Source organism: Pantoea sp. MHSD4 (assembly GCF_021043305.1).
Classification (GTDB): domain Bacteria; phylum Pseudomonadota; class Gammaproteobacteria; order Enterobacterales; family Enterobacteriaceae; genus Pantoea; species Pantoea eucalypti.
In genome coordinates, this window is record NZ_JAJNDH010000001.1 from 1,256,040 (window position 1) to 1,271,646 (window position 15,607).

15 protein-coding genes and 1 pseudogene are annotated in these 15,607 nt (G+C 52.9%); 7 read left to right on the forward strand and 9 right to left on the reverse strand.

Annotation, left to right across the window (positions count from 1 at the left end; all coding sequences use genetic code 11):
• Positions 1 to 109 precede the first annotated feature (109 nt).
• The 3 genes and pseudogenes from LQK91_RS05805 to LQK91_RS05815 form a co-directional block, all read right to left on the reverse strand.
• Positions 110 to 265 (reverse strand): annotated as a pseudogene (locus tag LQK91_RS05805) (DUF4113 domain-containing protein); the annotation flags it as partial.
• Positions 266 to 412: 147 nt separating this feature from the next.
• Positions 413 to 1,663 carry an MFS transporter gene (locus tag LQK91_RS05810; protein ID WP_003848969.1) on the reverse strand — a complete coding sequence of 417 codons (1,251 nt, stop codon included), beginning with the start codon at positions 1,661 to 1,663 and terminating at the stop codon, positions 413 to 415.
• 257 nt (positions 1,664 to 1,920) lie between these two features.
• Entirely contained in the window at positions 1,921 to 2,133 is a 213-nt protein-coding gene (locus LQK91_RS05815; protein ID WP_008926216.1) for a hypothetical protein, read from the reverse strand.
• Between the two features lie 281 nt (positions 2,134 to 2,414).
• On the opposite strand from LQK91_RS05815, the gene LQK91_RS05820 reads away from it, so the two are divergent.
• A complete protein-coding gene (locus LQK91_RS05820) occupies positions 2,415 to 3,299 on the forward strand; it encodes a LysR family transcriptional regulator (protein WP_008926215.1) in 885 nt (294 codons plus the stop codon).
• A 40-nt stretch (positions 3,300 to 3,339) separates the two neighbouring features.
• On the opposite strand, the gene umuC is transcribed toward LQK91_RS05820, so the two are convergent.
• Complete coding sequence (umuC, locus tag LQK91_RS05825) at positions 3,340 to 4,608, reverse strand: translesion error-prone DNA polymerase V subunit UmuC (protein ID WP_003848965.1); 1,269 nt, start codon at positions 4,606 to 4,608, stop codon at positions 3,340 to 3,342.
• 2 nt (positions 4,609 to 4,610) lie between these two features.
• Positions 4,611 to 5,030 (reverse strand): translesion error-prone DNA polymerase V autoproteolytic subunit, encoded by a 420-nt coding sequence (gene umuD / locus LQK91_RS05830; RefSeq protein WP_003848963.1) that lies wholly within the window; start codon positions 5,028 to 5,030, stop codon positions 4,611 to 4,613.
• Positions 5,031 to 5,367: 337 nt separating this feature from the next.
• On the opposite strand from umuD, the gene LQK91_RS05835 reads away from it, so the two are divergent.
• Positions 5,368 to 5,619: a hypothetical protein gene (locus tag LQK91_RS05835; protein ID WP_003848961.1), complete on the forward strand. Its 252-nt coding sequence runs from the start codon at positions 5,368 to 5,370 to the stop codon at positions 5,617 to 5,619.
• A 107-nt stretch (positions 5,620 to 5,726) separates the two neighbouring features.
• On the opposite strand, the gene LQK91_RS05840 is transcribed toward LQK91_RS05835, so the two are convergent.
• Positions 5,727 to 5,951: a hypothetical protein gene (locus LQK91_RS05840; protein ID WP_003848959.1), complete on the reverse strand. Its 225-nt coding sequence runs from the start codon at positions 5,949 to 5,951 to the stop codon at positions 5,727 to 5,729.
• A gap of 607 nt (positions 5,952 to 6,558) precedes the next feature.
• Here LQK91_RS05840 and LQK91_RS05845 point away from each other — a divergent pair.
• From LQK91_RS05845 to LQK91_RS05855, 3 genes are all read left to right on the forward strand, one after another.
• Positions 6,559 to 6,753: a biofilm development regulator YmgB/AriR family protein gene (locus LQK91_RS05845; protein ID WP_223296455.1), complete on the forward strand. Its 195-nt coding sequence runs from the start codon at positions 6,559 to 6,561 to the stop codon at positions 6,751 to 6,753.
• A gap of 279 nt (positions 6,754 to 7,032) precedes the next feature.
• Positions 7,033 to 7,881 carry a manganese catalase family protein gene (locus LQK91_RS05850; RefSeq protein ID WP_003848955.1) on the forward strand — a complete coding sequence of 283 codons (849 nt, stop codon included), beginning with the start codon at positions 7,033 to 7,035 and terminating at the stop codon, positions 7,879 to 7,881.
• A gap of 62 nt (positions 7,882 to 7,943) precedes the next feature.
• Positions 7,944 to 8,807: a glucose 1-dehydrogenase gene (locus LQK91_RS05855; RefSeq protein WP_003848953.1), complete on the forward strand. Its 864-nt coding sequence runs from the start codon at positions 7,944 to 7,946 to the stop codon at positions 8,805 to 8,807.
• Here LQK91_RS05855 and LQK91_RS05860 read toward each other — a convergent pair.
• Positions 8,800 to 9,810 carry a UV damage endonuclease UvsE gene (locus tag LQK91_RS05860; protein WP_105099216.1) on the reverse strand — a complete coding sequence of 337 codons (1,011 nt, stop codon included), beginning with the start codon at positions 9,808 to 9,810 and terminating at the stop codon, positions 8,800 to 8,802. The two genes, LQK91_RS05855 and LQK91_RS05860, sit on opposite strands and share 8 nt — an antisense overlap.
• 102 nt (positions 9,811 to 9,912) lie before the next feature.
• On the opposite strand from LQK91_RS05860, the gene LQK91_RS05865 reads away from it, so the two are divergent.
• Positions 9,913 to 10,278, forward strand: coding sequence for an MmcQ/YjbR family DNA-binding protein (locus LQK91_RS05865; RefSeq protein WP_008926210.1), 366 nt, complete (start codon positions 9,913 to 9,915; stop codon positions 10,276 to 10,278).
• Positions 10,279 to 10,344: 66 nt separating this feature from the next.
• Here LQK91_RS05865 and zinT read toward each other — a convergent pair whose 3' ends face one another.
• Positions 10,345 to 10,995, reverse strand: coding sequence for a metal-binding protein ZinT (gene zinT, locus LQK91_RS05870; RefSeq protein WP_143756070.1), 651 nt, complete (start codon positions 10,993 to 10,995; stop codon positions 10,345 to 10,347).
• A gap of 387 nt (positions 10,996 to 11,382) precedes the next feature.
• On the opposite strand from zinT, the gene katE reads away from it, so the two are divergent.
• Positions 11,383 to 13,647 carry a catalase HPII gene (gene katE / locus LQK91_RS05875; protein ID WP_003848945.1) on the forward strand — a complete coding sequence of 755 codons (2,265 nt, stop codon included), beginning with the start codon at positions 11,383 to 11,385 and terminating at the stop codon, positions 13,645 to 13,647.
• Positions 13,648 to 13,798: 151 nt separating this feature from the next.
• On the opposite strand, the gene LQK91_RS05880 is transcribed toward katE, so the two are convergent.
• Positions 13,799 to 15,457 carry a methyl-accepting chemotaxis protein gene (locus tag LQK91_RS05880; RefSeq protein WP_105099217.1) on the reverse strand — a complete coding sequence of 553 codons (1,659 nt, stop codon included), beginning with the start codon at positions 15,455 to 15,457 and terminating at the stop codon, positions 13,799 to 13,801.
• Positions 15,458 to 15,607 lie beyond the last annotated feature (150 nt).

Genomic DNA, 15,607 nt, shown 5'->3' on the forward strand with positions numbered 1-15,607 from the left:
GCCTGGCGTGGTTCTCATTGTCAGCAACATATAAAAAGAGTCGGTTTTTTATATCGCTGTTATCGTCGACCGCGTAAAGCTCATATTCATGATGATGGCGGACCAGCATCTACTTCAGCACAACCACCGGCAAATCCGTTACCCGCGTGGTATAGGCAGGTGACAGCATCTCGCGCTTCATCGCCCAGGCCTTGTTGATCCCCTGCCCGGCAAACCAGAGTTTTCTGCTGCCAGGTTTGTTAATTTTATTAATCAGCGGCATCAGACGACGAGTGGTGTATTCCTCAATAGCAAAATGATGCGAAGCACGGCTTTGCTGACCGAGACAGTCAGTCAGTTGATGTGATTTTAAGCGTCCATTCGCTGGTCCTCAGACCGGCCTGGGAGGAATCAGGCACGGTCTGATTCTGAATTAGTCGCGTTTTTCCATCTTTATCCAAAATACCGCGATGCTCAGCAGTAGACAGATAACAGCACCGACGCTGAACAGCAAATCAACAGCCAGATTCAGGCTGGCATGATCCACCACCGCACCTAACAGCACGGGCACCCAGTTAGCGATATAGGCAATGACGTAGAACAATGAAATCAGTTTTGCGTGACTGGCTGCAGGAGAGATCATATTTAGCAGGGTCGCACTTCCCACAAAGATGGCGCCATAGGAATATCCAGCCACAAGCAGTCCTGTGCATGCCCATACTAAAGAGTGGGTGCTAATAGCCCAGGTAAAAAACACAATCGAAATGGCCTGAGTAAGACAGCCGGCAGCAAGAGATGTGCGAGCGCTAATCCGGCGGCTCAAAATCTGACTGATACCGGCCACCATTAAGTATACCGCAATCACATAGCCATAAACGCCCTGACTATGAATGCCGAGCAGATGCTCCGATACTGCCGGTCCAATCGACAAAATACTGGCGGCAAACGCCCAGCTCATAAACAGAGCGCCAGCGCACAGGAAAAAACGTATGCCAGTCGCTTTCAGTCCGGCTTTAAGTGTCGTACCCGCTGAAATGGCAGACGAGGATGGCGCAGCCTTGGGTTGGTCGTGATGACGCGCTGGCCAGCTAAAACGTAATCCGATCAGGGCAATCGCAGCCGTGATCATAATCAGCAGAAACGGCAACGTCTGGCTGTGGAAATTTGTCTGAATCGCCACGCCGCTAAAAACTGGCCCCAGTGCCAGACCGGTGGTGAAAGAAAGCGTTGCGAGCAGAGCTGCAGCTTTACCGCCATCTTTAGGGCCAAAACGCAAAAGGGCAATATTAGCTGCGCCGGTTAATGCCCCGGTTCCTACGCCCGCCAGCAGGCGTGCCATAAACAGACAGGCAAACGAATCGGCGAGTGAAAACAGCAATGCACCTGCGAAGACGGCCAGTAGTGCAGGCATCATCAGGCTGCGCAGGTCAGCAACTTTCCCTGCAAGATTTCCTACACTGAACAACGCAATCAAAACACCTGCCGCATACGCGCCATAAATGATTGTCAGGCTGACGGCGGTTAAGCCCAACTGCTGTTGATAGAGGGGATAAAGCGGCGTTGGTGCACTGCTGTTCAATAAGGCAGCGACTAGCGCCAGTGCAAGAAAGAATAAAACGCTCTTTTTGGAAGCAGAATTCTTTTTGTCTGTCGGACGACTATCAATAGTTAACACTTCTGACATTTTTATTTCCTGAGCTGTAGATAAATCAACTCTGTGCAGCGAATGCGAATACCACAGAGCAGCAAACAAAGTGATGATAAAACCTGCTTATTCCCTATGGTAGAGACAAGATTGCATCACAAGCATTCATTTATGCAGCTTGATAATCCGCACTGAATGTGTCGTGTTACGCTGGATACGGGTTATAGCAATGCAAATCGCTAATAAGGCCTGCCCATGAAAAATGATTAATTAGCGCTGCTATTAATCATTTATAACTACCGCTTTTCGATCCCCATAAGCTCAAACATATGGAAGGATAGATAACCACTCGTATAAATGTGACTGATTTGCTTATTCTGTAATTGAGCAATAAGGGCCTCGGCATAATTCAAAGCAACATCTGCTTTGATAGTTTCTCTTCCAACAACTTTATCTGAGGTAAACGCCGGGCAGGTAGTGTTAAAAAAATCATCTTCAAAAAATTTCATTTTCTAAATCCATTAGAATAAAAATAAAGATAATCAGAAGTAATGAGGAAAAAATGTGCGTTATATGAAAGGCTTCACATAACAAAACACATCGCGCCTATATCCAAAAAACGGCCCATCATAGTCACAATTCGAAATTTTTAAAGTTGCATTAATGCTTCACAACAATGCAGAAATACTTATAATTTTATGGTGCTGTTTATGATATGGCTTATGAGTTTTGATAATTTTTTAGCCACGTTGAAGATATCCGTTTAGTTAAAAATAACATGGAGCAGTGGATGAACTGGGATGATGTTCGCTTTTTCCTCGCATTAGCGAGACAAAAAACGTTGCGGGGTGCCTCAAAATCGTTGAACGTCGATCAGGCGACAGTCGGGCGCCGTATCGCCGCGTTCGAAAGCGCGCTCAGTTCCCGGTTATTTATACGTACGCCCCGCGCTTTTATGCTGAGCGAGTTTGGCGAACAGGTGATGGCAGAAGCCAGTGCTATGGAAAGCGCTATGCAGGCGATGAGTCGTAAAGCCGCCTGCGGCGATAGCATCCCTGCAGGTAACGTTCGCATCGCCAGCACAGACACACTCGCCACTGTGTTTGTCATACCTGCCATTCAGCGCCTGCGCGAACAATACCCGGATATCACCGTAACCTTATTGACCGGAATAGGCTTCTCCGATATCTCTTACCGTAGTGTGGATATAGCCATTCGTGGTGCCCGACCCGATTCTGAAGAGTTAATAGTTAAACGACTAGCGACCATTGATATGGGGCTTTACGCCAGCCAGCGTTATTTTGATCGGCTCGGAGAACCGCAGCAAGAAAGCGGATTGACTGATCATCAACTGGTCATGTTTCCGGCAGACATGGTGCCTCGTCATCGACAAAACCTGTGTGGCTTTGCAGTAAACAGCCAGCAAGTCGTGCTGGAATGTAATACACAACTGCTGATGCAATCCGCTATTAAACGCGGGATTGGCATCGGCCTGCTTTCGACATTTTTAGCTAACTGCGATCCGCAATTAATCCCGGTATTTCCTGAAAAGCGCGACCCGGTTGATATCTGGCTGGTGCTCCATCCGGATCTGCAAAAAGTCGCACGTATCAGGGCAGTGATTACGGCGCTGGAGCAGTGCTTTGCGGAAGAAACCAGGTTAAAAGAAATTTAGCAGACCTTGCGGTTTCAGTAGCTGAGGAAAACCACCCAACCTACTTAACCGCCGCCACCGGCAAATCCGTTACCCGCGTAGTATAGGCAGGTGACAGCATCTCGCGCTTCATCGCCCAGGCCTTGTTGATCCCCTGCCCGGCAAACCAGAGTTTGCCGCTGCCGCTTTTGTTAATCTTATCGATCAGCGTCATCAGCTCTTCGCTATTGCGGCGTGGCTGATGTTCGTCAAACAGATCAAGCTGGGCCACGCCATGGCTGAAAAAATCTCCCAGTACGATGCCCGCTTTCATGTAGCGATGCCCCTCAATCCAGATGTTATCCAGACACGCCATCGCAACGCCGACAATGTCGCGCGTGTCCTGCGTCGGGATCAGCAACTGACCGGTAGACTGATTACCATAAAAGGGTTCATCCGTAGCATGGGGGCTGGTACGCACAAAGACCCCTACCTGACGGCAATATTGATTGTCACGACGTAGTTTCTCTGCCGCACGTTCAGCATAGGCGCAGACGGCTTCGCGCATCTGGTCGTAGCTGGAAATACGGCTGCCGAACGAACGCGAACACATGATCTGCTGTTTATCCGGTATCACCGACTCCAGCTCCAGGCAGGATTCACCACGCAGCTCTCTGACGGTACGTTCCAGCACTACGCTGAACTGTTTGCGAATAGACTCGGTGCTTTGGCAGGCCAGATCTTTCGCCGTCGTAATGCCCATGGCGTTGAGCCGCTTGCCGATACGGTGACCGACACCCCAGACCTCAGCCACATCGACGAGTGCCAGTAGCTTTTTCTGCCGTTCGGGATCCGACAGATCGACAATGCCGCCGGTTTTGCTCCACTTTTTGGCCGCAAAATTCGCCAGTTTGGCCAGCGTTTTGGTCTGTGCAATGCCAACGCCCACCGTCAGATGGGTCTCTTTGCGTATCCGCTCTCTGACCTGGTGACCAAAGCTCTCCAGCGCCATACAGTTCTGCACGCCGGTGAGATCCATAAAGGCCTCATCGATCGAGTAGATCTCCACCGACGGCGCCATCTCTTCCAGAATCGTCATCACCCGAAGGCTCATGTCGGCGTAAAGCGCGTAATTTGAGCTGAAAACCTGTACATTGTGATGGGTCAGCGCTTCGCGCATTTTGAAATAGGGCGCGCCCATTTTGATGCCGGCTTTCTTCGCCTCGGCGCTGCGCGCAATCACACAGCCGTCGTTGTTCGATAGCACGACGACGGGCTTGCCTTTAAGGTCAGGCCGGAAAACGGTTTCGCACGACGCATAAAAGCAGTTCACATCCACCAGCGCGAACATGCTCAATGTGTCGCTTTAATCACAAACGTCACTACGCCAAACACCTCCAGCGCATCTTCGGTCTGGATAGCGATCGGTTTAAATTTGGTGTTCATCGGCATCAGTTGCAGGCAGGGATGAAGCTGAAGACGTTTAACGGTGAATTCACCGTCGACGGCAGCGACCACGATATCGCCGTGTGAGGCGGTGAGCGAGCTGTCGACGACCAGCATGTCACCATCATTGATGCCCGCCTCAATCATTGATTCACCGCTGACCCGCACAAAATAGGTGGCGCTGGGATGCTGAACCATGAGCGCATTGAGATCGATACGTTGTTCGACATAATCCTGCGCCGGTGAGGGAAATCCACACGGCACACGTTCGATATAAAGCGGTAAAGACATGACGGCGCGGACGTCCGCAGGTTTAATGAATTCCACAATTTCACTCCTTTTTCAGATTACTGTATATAAATACAGTAATAGCTAATCCCCCTTTTAATCAAGTGACGTGGACCCCTTTTACGCGAAGAGATTGATGGTAATGCACTTTTTTTTAACCGTTTTTCTCTTACTGGTGTGAGAATAAACGGAAACAGGTTACTTTCGCCGCACTGCGGTAATAGTCTCGCTTTTTACTTACAGTCACGCCTCTTATAAATTAATCCGCCGATTATTTTGACTTAAGGAAAATCCGACAACGACTCTCTGGCATGGAGTGAGGTTTGAATATTTAGCGCGGGCTGGTTATTCTGCCTTTTTAAAGCATGGAGGGGTTATGGCAGACGACGATCGCATCAAACATCTGGAAGAGGCAGTCGCACAGTTAACCGTTGAGACGACGGTATTAAAAGCGATACTCGGTCAGCAAATTGCACTGAATAATCTCAATTACAAAGGGAAGTTTGACGATGTACTGGCGGCGCTGGCGAAAGAATATGCCGAACGCGGTCTGGAGGAAGGTAATAATCAGGCCATCCATGATGCCCTGCGTGAATATATTAAATATGAACCGCCCGCAATGGAATAAGCAAACGTTGGGCAACGTTCGCTTGCCGACCACGTTATCGGCTCCTGAACGCTGCCCTTCCCTGATCGGCCTGCTTCAGCAGCCGTTTCAGGCGAAGCGGTCAGAGATTAAGGCTGGCTGTCACTCTCCAGCGCATCCTGAATCGCATCGGCCAGATTACCAATTTCATTCGCCACAGCCTGCAGGTCCCAGGAGGTTTTTGAGCCGGTTGCCGACGTAGAAGCGCTGACGGACTCCTTTGCCACTGACAGCGCGGCCGCCACAGCAACTGAACGTTTATGTTGTTCCTGAGTCACGCCCGCAGGCGGAATCGCGAAATAGTCGTGAACCATGATCATTTCCTTGTGATGAATAAGAGGCCACCTTAGCTTTCTGCATCAGGCGTGGGAAGTGAATTATGCAGCCTGTGCCGTCAGAAGCACAAGATTGCAGCAGCCTGCCACCGCACTCTGACACTGCTCTCCATTTGTGGTGTAAAAAGCTGTACAGCTTTTGCTAAAATTCTCCTGAAAAACCGTTTTCACCCCGTCAGACAATCCGGGTAAAAAACGCAGAAACGGCCGCCTCAAAAAAACCCGCCTGACAAAAAAACTCATAACTTATTGTATTAGTTTAATTAAATAAAAAAATCGCATTCAGCGCACTTTACCACGGCTTATACCAGGCTAAAAAAATGAAATATTCTGTCAAAGTTTATTGTACAACTTTTAAATTGCTGTATAACTTTATCTCGTGATGTTAAATCACTTGTAACGAGGTGCTTTGCACCGCATCTGAAGGTGTTGTGGATTTCCACCTTCAGATGCAATTTTTTTGCGTCAGCCGGCAACCGGCTATCAACCGACGCACACTCCCCAATTCTTTATGAGGCCTGACATGCAAACAACAATGAATACAGAGTCTCAGATTTCTGATTACTTTATGAACTCTGGCGCCGCGATGACGACAGAAAAACAGGTTATCGCTGCGGTTCACGCTGAACTCGCCCATTCAAAAGCCCATGTCTCAGATAAAGACATTGTGCTGGGCCTGATTCATCGCCTGGAGAGCGAGCGTGACGTAGTTAAGCAGGATATTTACCGTCAGGCTCTGGAACACGTTTTGCAACGTGCAACGGCCACCAGTGAAAGCTGAATTGTTAAACAGCTATAGCGGAAGTGAGGATGCTTTCCCGTACTGAATCAGCCCCTTTTAATGGGGGCTTTTTTATCTCTTCTGCACTGAGTCATATGTCACTTTCTCATCGTTGATATTGCCTGTCCTGTCGTACCAGATATAGCTCCGAAAATGACCTATTTCCCCGCTTTTTTTACCGTAAATTCCGATTAATTGCTCTCGTTTCGCTTTATTTATCCGATATCTGTGTCCAGGCTTTTCCTGCATCTACTGCAAACACAGGCGAGGAAAATAGCTATGTTTCATCATTCATCAAAACTTCAATTCCCGGTTCGTGTAGAGAAGCCCGACCCAGAGTTTGCCATGCTGTTACAGCAAGCCATCGGCGGCGTCGAAGGTGAGATTCGTGTAGCGATGCAATACTTTTTCCAGGCGATGGGCGCGCGAGGTGATGCGCGGATTCGGGATCTGCTGATCTCCACCGCCACCGAAGAGCTGAGTCATATCGAAATGCTGGGCTACGCTGTGGCGCTGAACCTTGAAGGCGCACCGCTCTCTTACCAGGAAGCATCAGCCAAAGACCCGGTGGTTAATGCCATTCTGGGCGGCATGAACCCACGCCATATTCTCTCTTCCGGTCTGGCCGCGATGCCGGTAAACGCCAACGGCATGCCGTTCGACATGAGCCACATCTACGCGTCCGGCAACGTGGCCGCCGATATGCTGGCTAATGTCACCGCAGAAGCCACCGGTCGTGTTCTGGCGACCCGCCTCTACAACATGACCGAAGACAAAGGCATGAAGGATTTCCTCTCCTTCCTGATTGCCCGTGACACCATGCACCAGCAGCAGTGGCTGGCGGTGATCGAAGAGATGGGCGGATTGAACGCGTCGCTGCCGATCCCCAACAGCTTCCCGCAGGAACATGAAGCGCAGGAGCACGCTTACTACTGCCTGAATACCTCGCTGGATAAACCGCTGCCGGAAGGTCGCTGGAGCAGTGGTCCAGCTTACGATGGTCATGGTCAGTTCAGCGCGAAACAGCAGCCCGATATTCTGGGTGATGAACCGATACTCGGCAATGCCCGTCCCGGTTCCGGTGCACAGTCAGAACAGATCGATGGCGTCACACCACCAAAACCTTAATCCCTCGCCTGTCAGGGTCCAATGCCCTGACAGGGTTGATCCCTTTTTACGGAGGAAAAGTCATGTCATCCACTCAGCGTCCACTCCCCCCTTTTGCCGCGCAGCAGCAGACGTGGCCAGGCAGTACTGCCGCGATGCAGCCACAGCCCGATCACGGCGAAGAGAGCTATCAGGGTTCCGGCCGTCTGGCGGGTAAAAAAGCGATTATTACCGGCGGGGATTCTGGCATTGGCCGGGCCGTGGCCATTGCCTTTGCCCGGGAAGGTGCCGATGTGCTGATCTCTTATCTTGATGAGCATGAGGATGCGCAGGACACCGCCCGGCTTGTCGAGGCCGCCGGTCAGAAAGCGCTGCTGGTGCCAGGCGACATCACCGATGCCTCACACTGTAATGCGCTGGTTGATAAAGCCGTTGAAGCCTTTGGTGAGATTAACATTGTGGTCAATAATGCGGCATATCAGATGACACGCGAGTCGCTGGAGGAGATCAGCGACGACGAGTTTGATCGCACCATGAAAACGAATCTTTACGCGATGTTCTACATCACTAAAGCGGCCACAAAGCACATGCCAGCGGGCGGATCGATCATCAACACCGCCTCGATCAATGCCGACCAGCCGAAACCGAAGCTGCTCGCCTACTCCGCGACTAAAGCCGCCATTATTAACTTCTCCGGAGGCCTGGCTGCCCTGCTGGCAGAGAAAGGTATCCGAGCTAATGTGGTCGCGCCCGGTCCTATCTGGACACCGCTAATCCCCTCGACCATGCCGGTTGAACAGGTGAAAAACTTTGGCAGTGAAGTGCCGCTGCAGCGTGCCGGTCAACCTGCTGAGCTGGCACCCACCTACGTGATGCTGGCCAGTGACGAAGCCAGCTACATTTCCGGCGCGACTATCGCCGTTACGGGCGGCGTGGCTATTATTTAACGTTCGCCGCTTCCCTGGTCTCTTCGGCCAGGGAATTTCCTATCAGTTTCTGCGCGATCCCCCACTGATAAAGCGGTTCCCGCGCCAGATTCTTCATTTTCACTTCGCACATGATATCGAAATCCTGGAACGACAGTGCCCACGCATTCAGCGTCGGATTAAAGAAGTAGTCGGAGTGCGCCCGCAGTTTGCTTTTGCTCACACCCAGCTGCTGCTGATCGGGCCAGCCCTCCTCCGGAATAATTCCCTCCTGAGAAATCGAATAGTGCAGCACCGGCCGCACACCCCGCCATGAGTCAATGACGCTGGCAACACGCGCGTCATCCGGCTGAATAAACTCACTCTCTTTTACCCAGTGATGGTGAATATCCAGCACCACCGGACAGAGGGGTGCCGCCTGCAGCACATCATCCAGCGAGCAGGAAATCTCATCATTTTCAACCGTCAGCATCCGCCGCGCTTCCGGGCTGAGCTGAGTAAACGCGTGTTTAAAACCGTCGAATCCCGCCCTGCCATTCATATGAATGTTGATTTTAAAATCCTGGAAGGTCTTACCGTAGCCCATGAGACAGGCGCAAAGCGCGTGATACTCCACATCTTCCAGTGCGCGCGTCACCACATCCGGATTATCGGAAGCCAGCACCGTATATTGTCCCGGATGGAATGAGAGCCGGATTTGATGCGTCCGCGCCAGCTCGCCACTGCGGGCAAAGAGTGGATAAAGCTCAGGCAGAAATTCCGCAAAGAGCGGCGTGGCTTCGGGAACCGTATAGAGCGGCAGCAGGTCGCTGCCGATGCGCATCATTCTGAGTGGCGCCGGTAACGTAGCCAGATGCTCCAGTGTCAGGTAGAGATTATTAAGGTTAGTAACGGTAATCTCATGAATCAGCTGATGACGTTCAGCCTGAGGTAAACTCAGAAATCGTTTACGGGTGGTGGCGCGAAACGGGAAAAACTGTTTACCGTCGCTATTGAGATACTTACATGCAAAACCTAATTTCATGTCTGCTCCTGATTTATGCTTATCAGAAGTGTAACAGGCCTCTGGCGACCAGCCAGTCGCGGGCCACAGAGATCGGGGTTAACCATGACAGGGAGAATCACTATGCAGGGTCACGAGATCCAGCGCACCGCTATCGACGCGGCTGAACGGCTGCCCGCCGCCGAATCAGGCTATCCCTTCGGGCCGGAACATCAGGTTTATAAAGTGTGTGGAAAAGTGTTTTTACTGCTGACGGAACTGCGGGGCGTGCCGATTATCACCCTGAAGTGTGAACCGCAGCAGGCAGAGCTGCACAGGGTGATCTATCCCTCGATCACCGCCGGTTATCATATGAATAAACGTCACTGGATCACGGTGTATCCGGGTGACGGCCTCTCACCCGGCCTGATTCAGCAACTGGTTGAAGAGTCGTATCAGCGAGTGGTGCGCGGCATCCCCGCCTCACGCCGTCCGGCCTGGGTGGGATAAAGGCAGTGACAGCGCGTCACAGAAACCCCGCTGTCATCAGCGGGCCATCCGAGCCCGGCCCTTCACTTAATGGTGCAGCATCTCTTCCACGACCTGTGGATTTGTCATCTGGTAAGGGTAATAAGTTGGCCAGTTGTCCATTTCAGCCAGCAACGTCTGCTGAGACTGATTACCCATAAAGATGTGGAAGTGAGCAGACTTGCGTGGGCCGATGGTATGATCGCTGAACTGCACATATTTCGGGGCGTTGCTGCTGGCGTCCTGACACTCAAACAGGTAACGCACCCCTTTTTTACCTGAGGTATAGGTCAGGATTTTGTGGCCTGCATAGCGATAGTGGCAGGCGCTGACCCGATCACCGACATGGAACTCCATTACCCCGTTTTCAATACCGATAGTATCGACGTCGGTGGCGTAGCCTTTGCGATAATAAGCTTTAATCTCCTCTGCCGTTTTGCTCTTGTCCTGCTGCGCTTTCTTCTGCCAGACCGGATCCAGCTCGCCGCTTTGCAGCAGCGGATAAACTGACTGCCACAGCCCGTCCCAGTCAGAGAGTGGGCGATCTTTCACGTCGCTGTCAGCAAAAACCCCTTCGGCTGCTTTCTGCTCCATTACTGATAGCGGTTTGCCATGTGTATGCGTGCTATGTGCCAGCGCCTGCTGGCTGATGAGCAGCGCGCCCATGATCCCCATCCATTTACCTGCATGATTCGTCAAAGCCTGATCCTCAGTCAACATTACAAAATGAAATGTTATGATATAACATTTCTAAACTCAATCAGGAATGACACCTCTCCCTATTAATTTTATTTATAGATTTTCACCCTCTCGCGGAATATCACGCAGTCCGGCGAGAGGCGAATCTGACAGGGTTACAAAGCAGGTAGCCAGCATAGCGGGTGCGGGCTGACACGCCGCTAAGCCAGACGGCACAAGGCGTGGATAAGCGAAGCGATAACAGACATTCAGACGTAAGCGTGGTTTTTCTGCCGGACAAAAAAGGGACAGTGACAGCGGTTAAATGGCCGGTTTACCCTCAGTATTGTTCAGGTTGTTCTATATTTAGTGTCGTCGAAAGTAAAATAACAGCTGGAGCATAGATTCATGTCGAAAGAAACAGAGAAGAAACCCCTGAGCGAACACGCCCCCACCACCGGTCCGGAATCATCAGAACCGGGTCTGGGATCGCTGGCACCGAAAGATGGTTCGCATCAGCCCCCAGCCGAACCGACCCCGCCAGGCAAACAGCCCACCGCCCCGGGCAGTCTGAAAGCGCCGCAGACACACAGCGCCAAACTTGACCAGCTTGAAGCCAGCCGTAAAAACGGCACCCATCAGGCCCTCACCACGAATCAGGGCACGCGCATCGCCAATGACCAAAGCTCACTGCTCGCGGGTTCGCGAGGTCCGACGCTGCTGGAAGACTTTATACTGCGTGAGAAAATCACGCATTTTGACCATGAACGTATCCCGGAGCGTATCGTTCACGCCCGTGGTTCTGCCGCACACGGCTATTTTCAGCCTTACCGCTCACTGAAAGATCTGACCAAAGCGCAGTTCCTGAGCGACCCCGAGCAGACCACGCCGGTGTTCGTGCGTTTCTCCACGGTTCAGGGTGGCGCTGGCTCTGCGGATACCGTACGTGATATCCGCGGTTTCGCCGCCAAGTTCTACACCGAAGAGGGTGTCTTTGATCTGGTCGGTAACAACACGCCGGTGTTCTTTATTCAGGATGCCCATAAATTCCCTGACTTTGTGCACGCCGTTAAGCCGGAACCGCACAATGAAATCCCGCAGGGTCAGAGTGCTCATGACACCTTCTGGGATTACGTCTCTCTTCAGCCGGAAACCATGCACAACGTCATCTGGGCGATGTCTGACCGGGGTATTCCGCGCAGCTATCGCACCATGGAAGGTTTTGGTATTCACACCTTCCGCCTGATCAACGCCGAAGGCAAAGCGACCTTTGTCCGCTTCCACTGGAAGCCGGTGGCCGGTAAAGCTTCGCTGCTGTGGGATGAGTCGCAGAAACTGACCGGTCGCGATCCCGACTTCCATCGCCGCGATCTGTGGGAAGCGATTGAAGCCGGTGATTTCCCGGAATATGAACTGGGTCTGCAGCTAATCCCGGAAGAGGATGAATTCAAATTCGACTTCGATATTCTGGATGCCACCAAGCTGATCCCGGAAGCGCTGGTGCCGGTGGAAATTGTCGGCAAGATGGTGCTGAACCGTAACCCGGATAACTTCTTTGCGGAAACCGAGCAGGTGGCGTTCCACCCGGGCCATATCGTGCCGGGCCTGGATTTCTCCAACGATCCACTGCTGCAGGGCCGTCTGTTCTCCTATACCGACACGCAGATCAGTCGTCTGGGCGGACCGAACTTCCATGAGATCCCGATTAACCGTCCGACCTGCCCGTACCATAACTTCCAGCGTCAGGGCATGCATCGCCAGGACATCGACACCAACCCGGCGAACTACGAGCCGAACTCGATCAACGACAACTGGCCGCGCGAAACGCCACCGGCTGCGAAAGGCGGCGGTTTCGAAAGCTATCAGGAGCGGGTTGAGGGCCACAAAGTGCGCGAGCGCAGCCCTTCATTTGGTGAATATTATTCCCAGCCGCGCCTGTTCTGGAACAGCCAGACAGAAGTCGAACAGCAGCACATCATTGGTGCCTACTCATTTGAACTGAGTAAAGTGGGCCGTGCCTACATCCGTGAGCGCGTGGTGGATCTTCTGGCGCGTATCGATACTAAACTGGCACAGGGCGTAGCGGATAATCTGGGACTCGCCCTGACCGATGAGCAGCGCAATATCCAGCCTCCTGCGGCGGTGAATGGCCTGACGAAAGATGACAGCCTGAGCCTCTACGCTATCCCGGATGGTGAGATTAAAGGCCGTCAGGTGGCGCTGCTGCTGAGCGATGGTGTGAAGGCGGCGGATGTGCTGGCGATTCTGCAGGCGCTGAAAGCGGAAGGTGTGCACACAAAACTGCTGGCGCCGCATATGGGCCAGGTGCGCGCGGATGACGGTTCTGTGCTGCCGATCGATGCCACCTTCGCCGGCCTGCCGTCTCTGACTTTTGATGCGGTGATGGTGCCGAATGGTAATATTGATGCCCTGCTGTTAAGCGGCGATGCCCGCTACTTCCTGCTGGAAGCCTACAAACACCTCAAGGTGATTGGTCTGGTGGGCGACGCGCGTCGCTTTAAAGCGCAGTTCGGTCTGGAAGATGCCGATCAGGAAGAAGGCATTGTGCAGGGCGACGCGGCGGAGGACGCACTGATGTCTGATTTTACGCAGGCGATGAAAGCGCACCGCGTCTGGTCACGCAGCCAGAAGGCACAGTCCGTTCCTGCCTGATGCGTTAAGTGAATAAAAAACCGCCCCTGGGGGCGGTTTTTTTATGGCTGCTGATAAACCTGAATCAGGGTAAATCTGGCAGCAACGGCCAGACTCAATGCGCTGGGATGCAGGCACGGTCTCACAGCCAGAAATCGGTTCACCCTTATTATCAGAAAGTCTGCCAGTTCTCATTGTCTGTCACGGCGACAGGCTGACGTTTGGGCACGGCAATCGCCTTCGCAACCGGTGCGGCGGAGAACGCGGCGTGCATGCTGCCGGTTTTAAAGACCGATACCGTTTTACGCAGGTAGCTCGCCTGCTCTTCCAGTGAGGCAGCAGCAGTCGCGGACTCCTCTACCAGCGCGGCGTTCTGCTGCGTCACACCATCCATCTCAGAAACCGCAATGCAGACCTGCTCAATGCCGCGGGTCTGTTCAGTGGAGGAGGCAGCGATCTCTTCGATCAACTGCGTCACCCGGCTCACCGACTTCACGATGCTCTCCATGGCGATACCCGCCTGGGAAGCGTGACCGGCACCGGTTTTAATGCGCTCCACTGAACGGTCAATCAGTCCACGAATCTCCTGCGCGGCACTGGCGCTGCGTCCGGCCAGCGAGCGTACTTCACCTGCGACAACGGCAAATCCACGCCCCTGCTCACCGGCACGCGCAGCTTCAACCGCAGCGTTCAGCGCCAGAATATTGGTCTGGAAGGCGATGCTGTCGATAATGGCGATAATACCGGCGATCTGATTCGAGCTTTCGCTGATCTGATCCATGTTGGCGATAACGCGGGCAACGGTTTCGCCGCCCTGCAGGGCGGTGGCTGACGCCTCTTTCGACACCGTTGTCGCCTGCTGCGCATTGTCTGCGTTGAGCTTCACCGTTGAGGTGAGCTGCTCCATGCTGGCGGCGGTCTGTTCCAGTGCGGCAGCCTGCTGTTCAGTACGGGAAGAGAGATCGGTGCTGCCAGCGGAAATTTCCGCTGCACCGGTAAAAATAGAGCGGGTCGCGTCATCGACCGAGGTAATGGTCACCACCAGCGCATCGCGCATCTGTTGCAGCTCCTGAATCAGCAGGCCCATCTCATTGCGGCCTTCGTGCTGAATATCAGAGGTTAAATCACCTGCCGAAATGGTGCGCATATGCCCTGTCAGCCTGGCCAGCGGACTAATCAGCAATTTTTGCAGTCCCAACCAGACCGCCACGCCAATCACGCCAGTGATCAGGCTAATCGTCAGCAGCGCCCAGAGCGCATCTGTCAGACTACGCTGGTTATGTTCTGAAGTATCTTTCATCAGCTGGATGTTCACCGCACGCCAGGCCTCATAGGCACTGTCGAGCTGGTCCTGCGCCGCCTGTGCTTCGAGGTTGCCATAGGCCGCGTAATTACCCTGCTTTAAAAAGGTAATTGAGGCCAGCATGGTCTCATGCATCTGCTGATAGGCGGTCTGAACCTGCGCCGACTGCGCTTCGCTCTGCCCCTCTTTGCGTGGCATCGCCTGCCAGGCTTTAAAGTCGGCATCGGCTCTGTCCGCAGACTGGCCCGCCTGCTCCAGCAGCGTGGCGATGGCGGCCAGTGATTTAGGATCCTGCTGGTTTTTCAGGAAACGGATAGCGACGCGGTTGATGGTAACGCGGGTTTTAATCAGGGTTTTCACCGCATCGCTCAGGTGCTGCTGCTGCAGGGTCAGCTGTTCTGCTGCCACGAAGTTTTTGTCGGCGTTTGAGACGCCGTTGTAAAACAGAAATCCGGTCAGGGTCAGTAACGTAATAAAGACGGCAAGCACCGCCAGAATACCGTGGGTTATTTTAAGATTTTTAAGCATGTCTGCAGGCTCATATCAGAGAAGTTAGAGTGGTTATCGGCTGGCTTGAGATTTATCTGAGTCTGCGAACAAAGAAGTTAACAAGACGCCACCTGCCGGGCGCAGCCAGCGCGCCGCTCAGGACAGAATAAAGTTGCGGCTCTGCCTGAA

Excerpts from the sequence above, each read along its gene's own strand:
- LQK91_RS05820 (WP_008926215.1), top strand. The coding sequence starts at position 2,415 with ATGAACTGGGATGATGTTCGCTTTTTCCTCGCATTAGCGAGACAAAAA.
- LQK91_RS05845 (WP_223296455.1), top strand. The coding sequence starts at position 6,559 with ATGACGACAGAAAAACAGGTTATCGCTGCGGTTCACGCTGAACTCGCC.
- LQK91_RS05880 (WP_105099217.1), bottom strand. The coding sequence starts at position 15,457 with ATGCTTAAAAATCTTAAAATAACCCACGGTATTCTGGCGGTGCTTGCC.
- LQK91_RS05810 (WP_003848969.1), bottom strand. The coding sequence starts at position 1,663 with ATGTCAGAAGTGTTAACTATTGATAGTCGTCCGACAGACAAAAAGAAT.
- LQK91_RS05860 (WP_105099216.1), bottom strand. The coding sequence starts at position 9,810 with ATGAAATTAGGTTTTGCATGTAAGTATCTCAATAGCGACGGTAAACAG.
- umuC (WP_003848965.1), bottom strand. The coding sequence starts at position 4,608 with ATGTTCGCGCTGGTGGATGTGAACTGCTTTTATGCGTCGTGCGAAACC.
- katE (WP_003848945.1), top strand. The coding sequence starts at position 11,383 with ATGTCGAAAGAAACAGAGAAGAAACCCCTGAGCGAACACGCCCCCACC.
- LQK91_RS05865 (WP_008926210.1), top strand. The coding sequence starts at position 9,913 with ATGCAGGGTCACGAGATCCAGCGCACCGCTATCGACGCGGCTGAACGG.
- LQK91_RS05850 (WP_003848955.1), top strand. The coding sequence starts at position 7,033 with ATGTTTCATCATTCATCAAAACTTCAATTCCCGGTTCGTGTAGAGAAG.
- LQK91_RS05855 (WP_003848953.1), top strand. The coding sequence starts at position 7,944 with ATGTCATCCACTCAGCGTCCACTCCCCCCTTTTGCCGCGCAGCAGCAG.
- LQK91_RS05815 (WP_008926216.1), bottom strand. The coding sequence starts at position 2,133 with ATGAAATTTTTTGAAGATGATTTTTTTAACACTACCTGCCCGGCGTTT.
- LQK91_RS05840 (WP_003848959.1), bottom strand. The coding sequence starts at position 5,951 with ATGGTTCACGACTATTTCGCGATTCCGCCTGCGGGCGTGACTCAGGAA.
- LQK91_RS05835 (WP_003848961.1), top strand. The coding sequence starts at position 5,368 with ATGGCAGACGACGATCGCATCAAACATCTGGAAGAGGCAGTCGCACAG.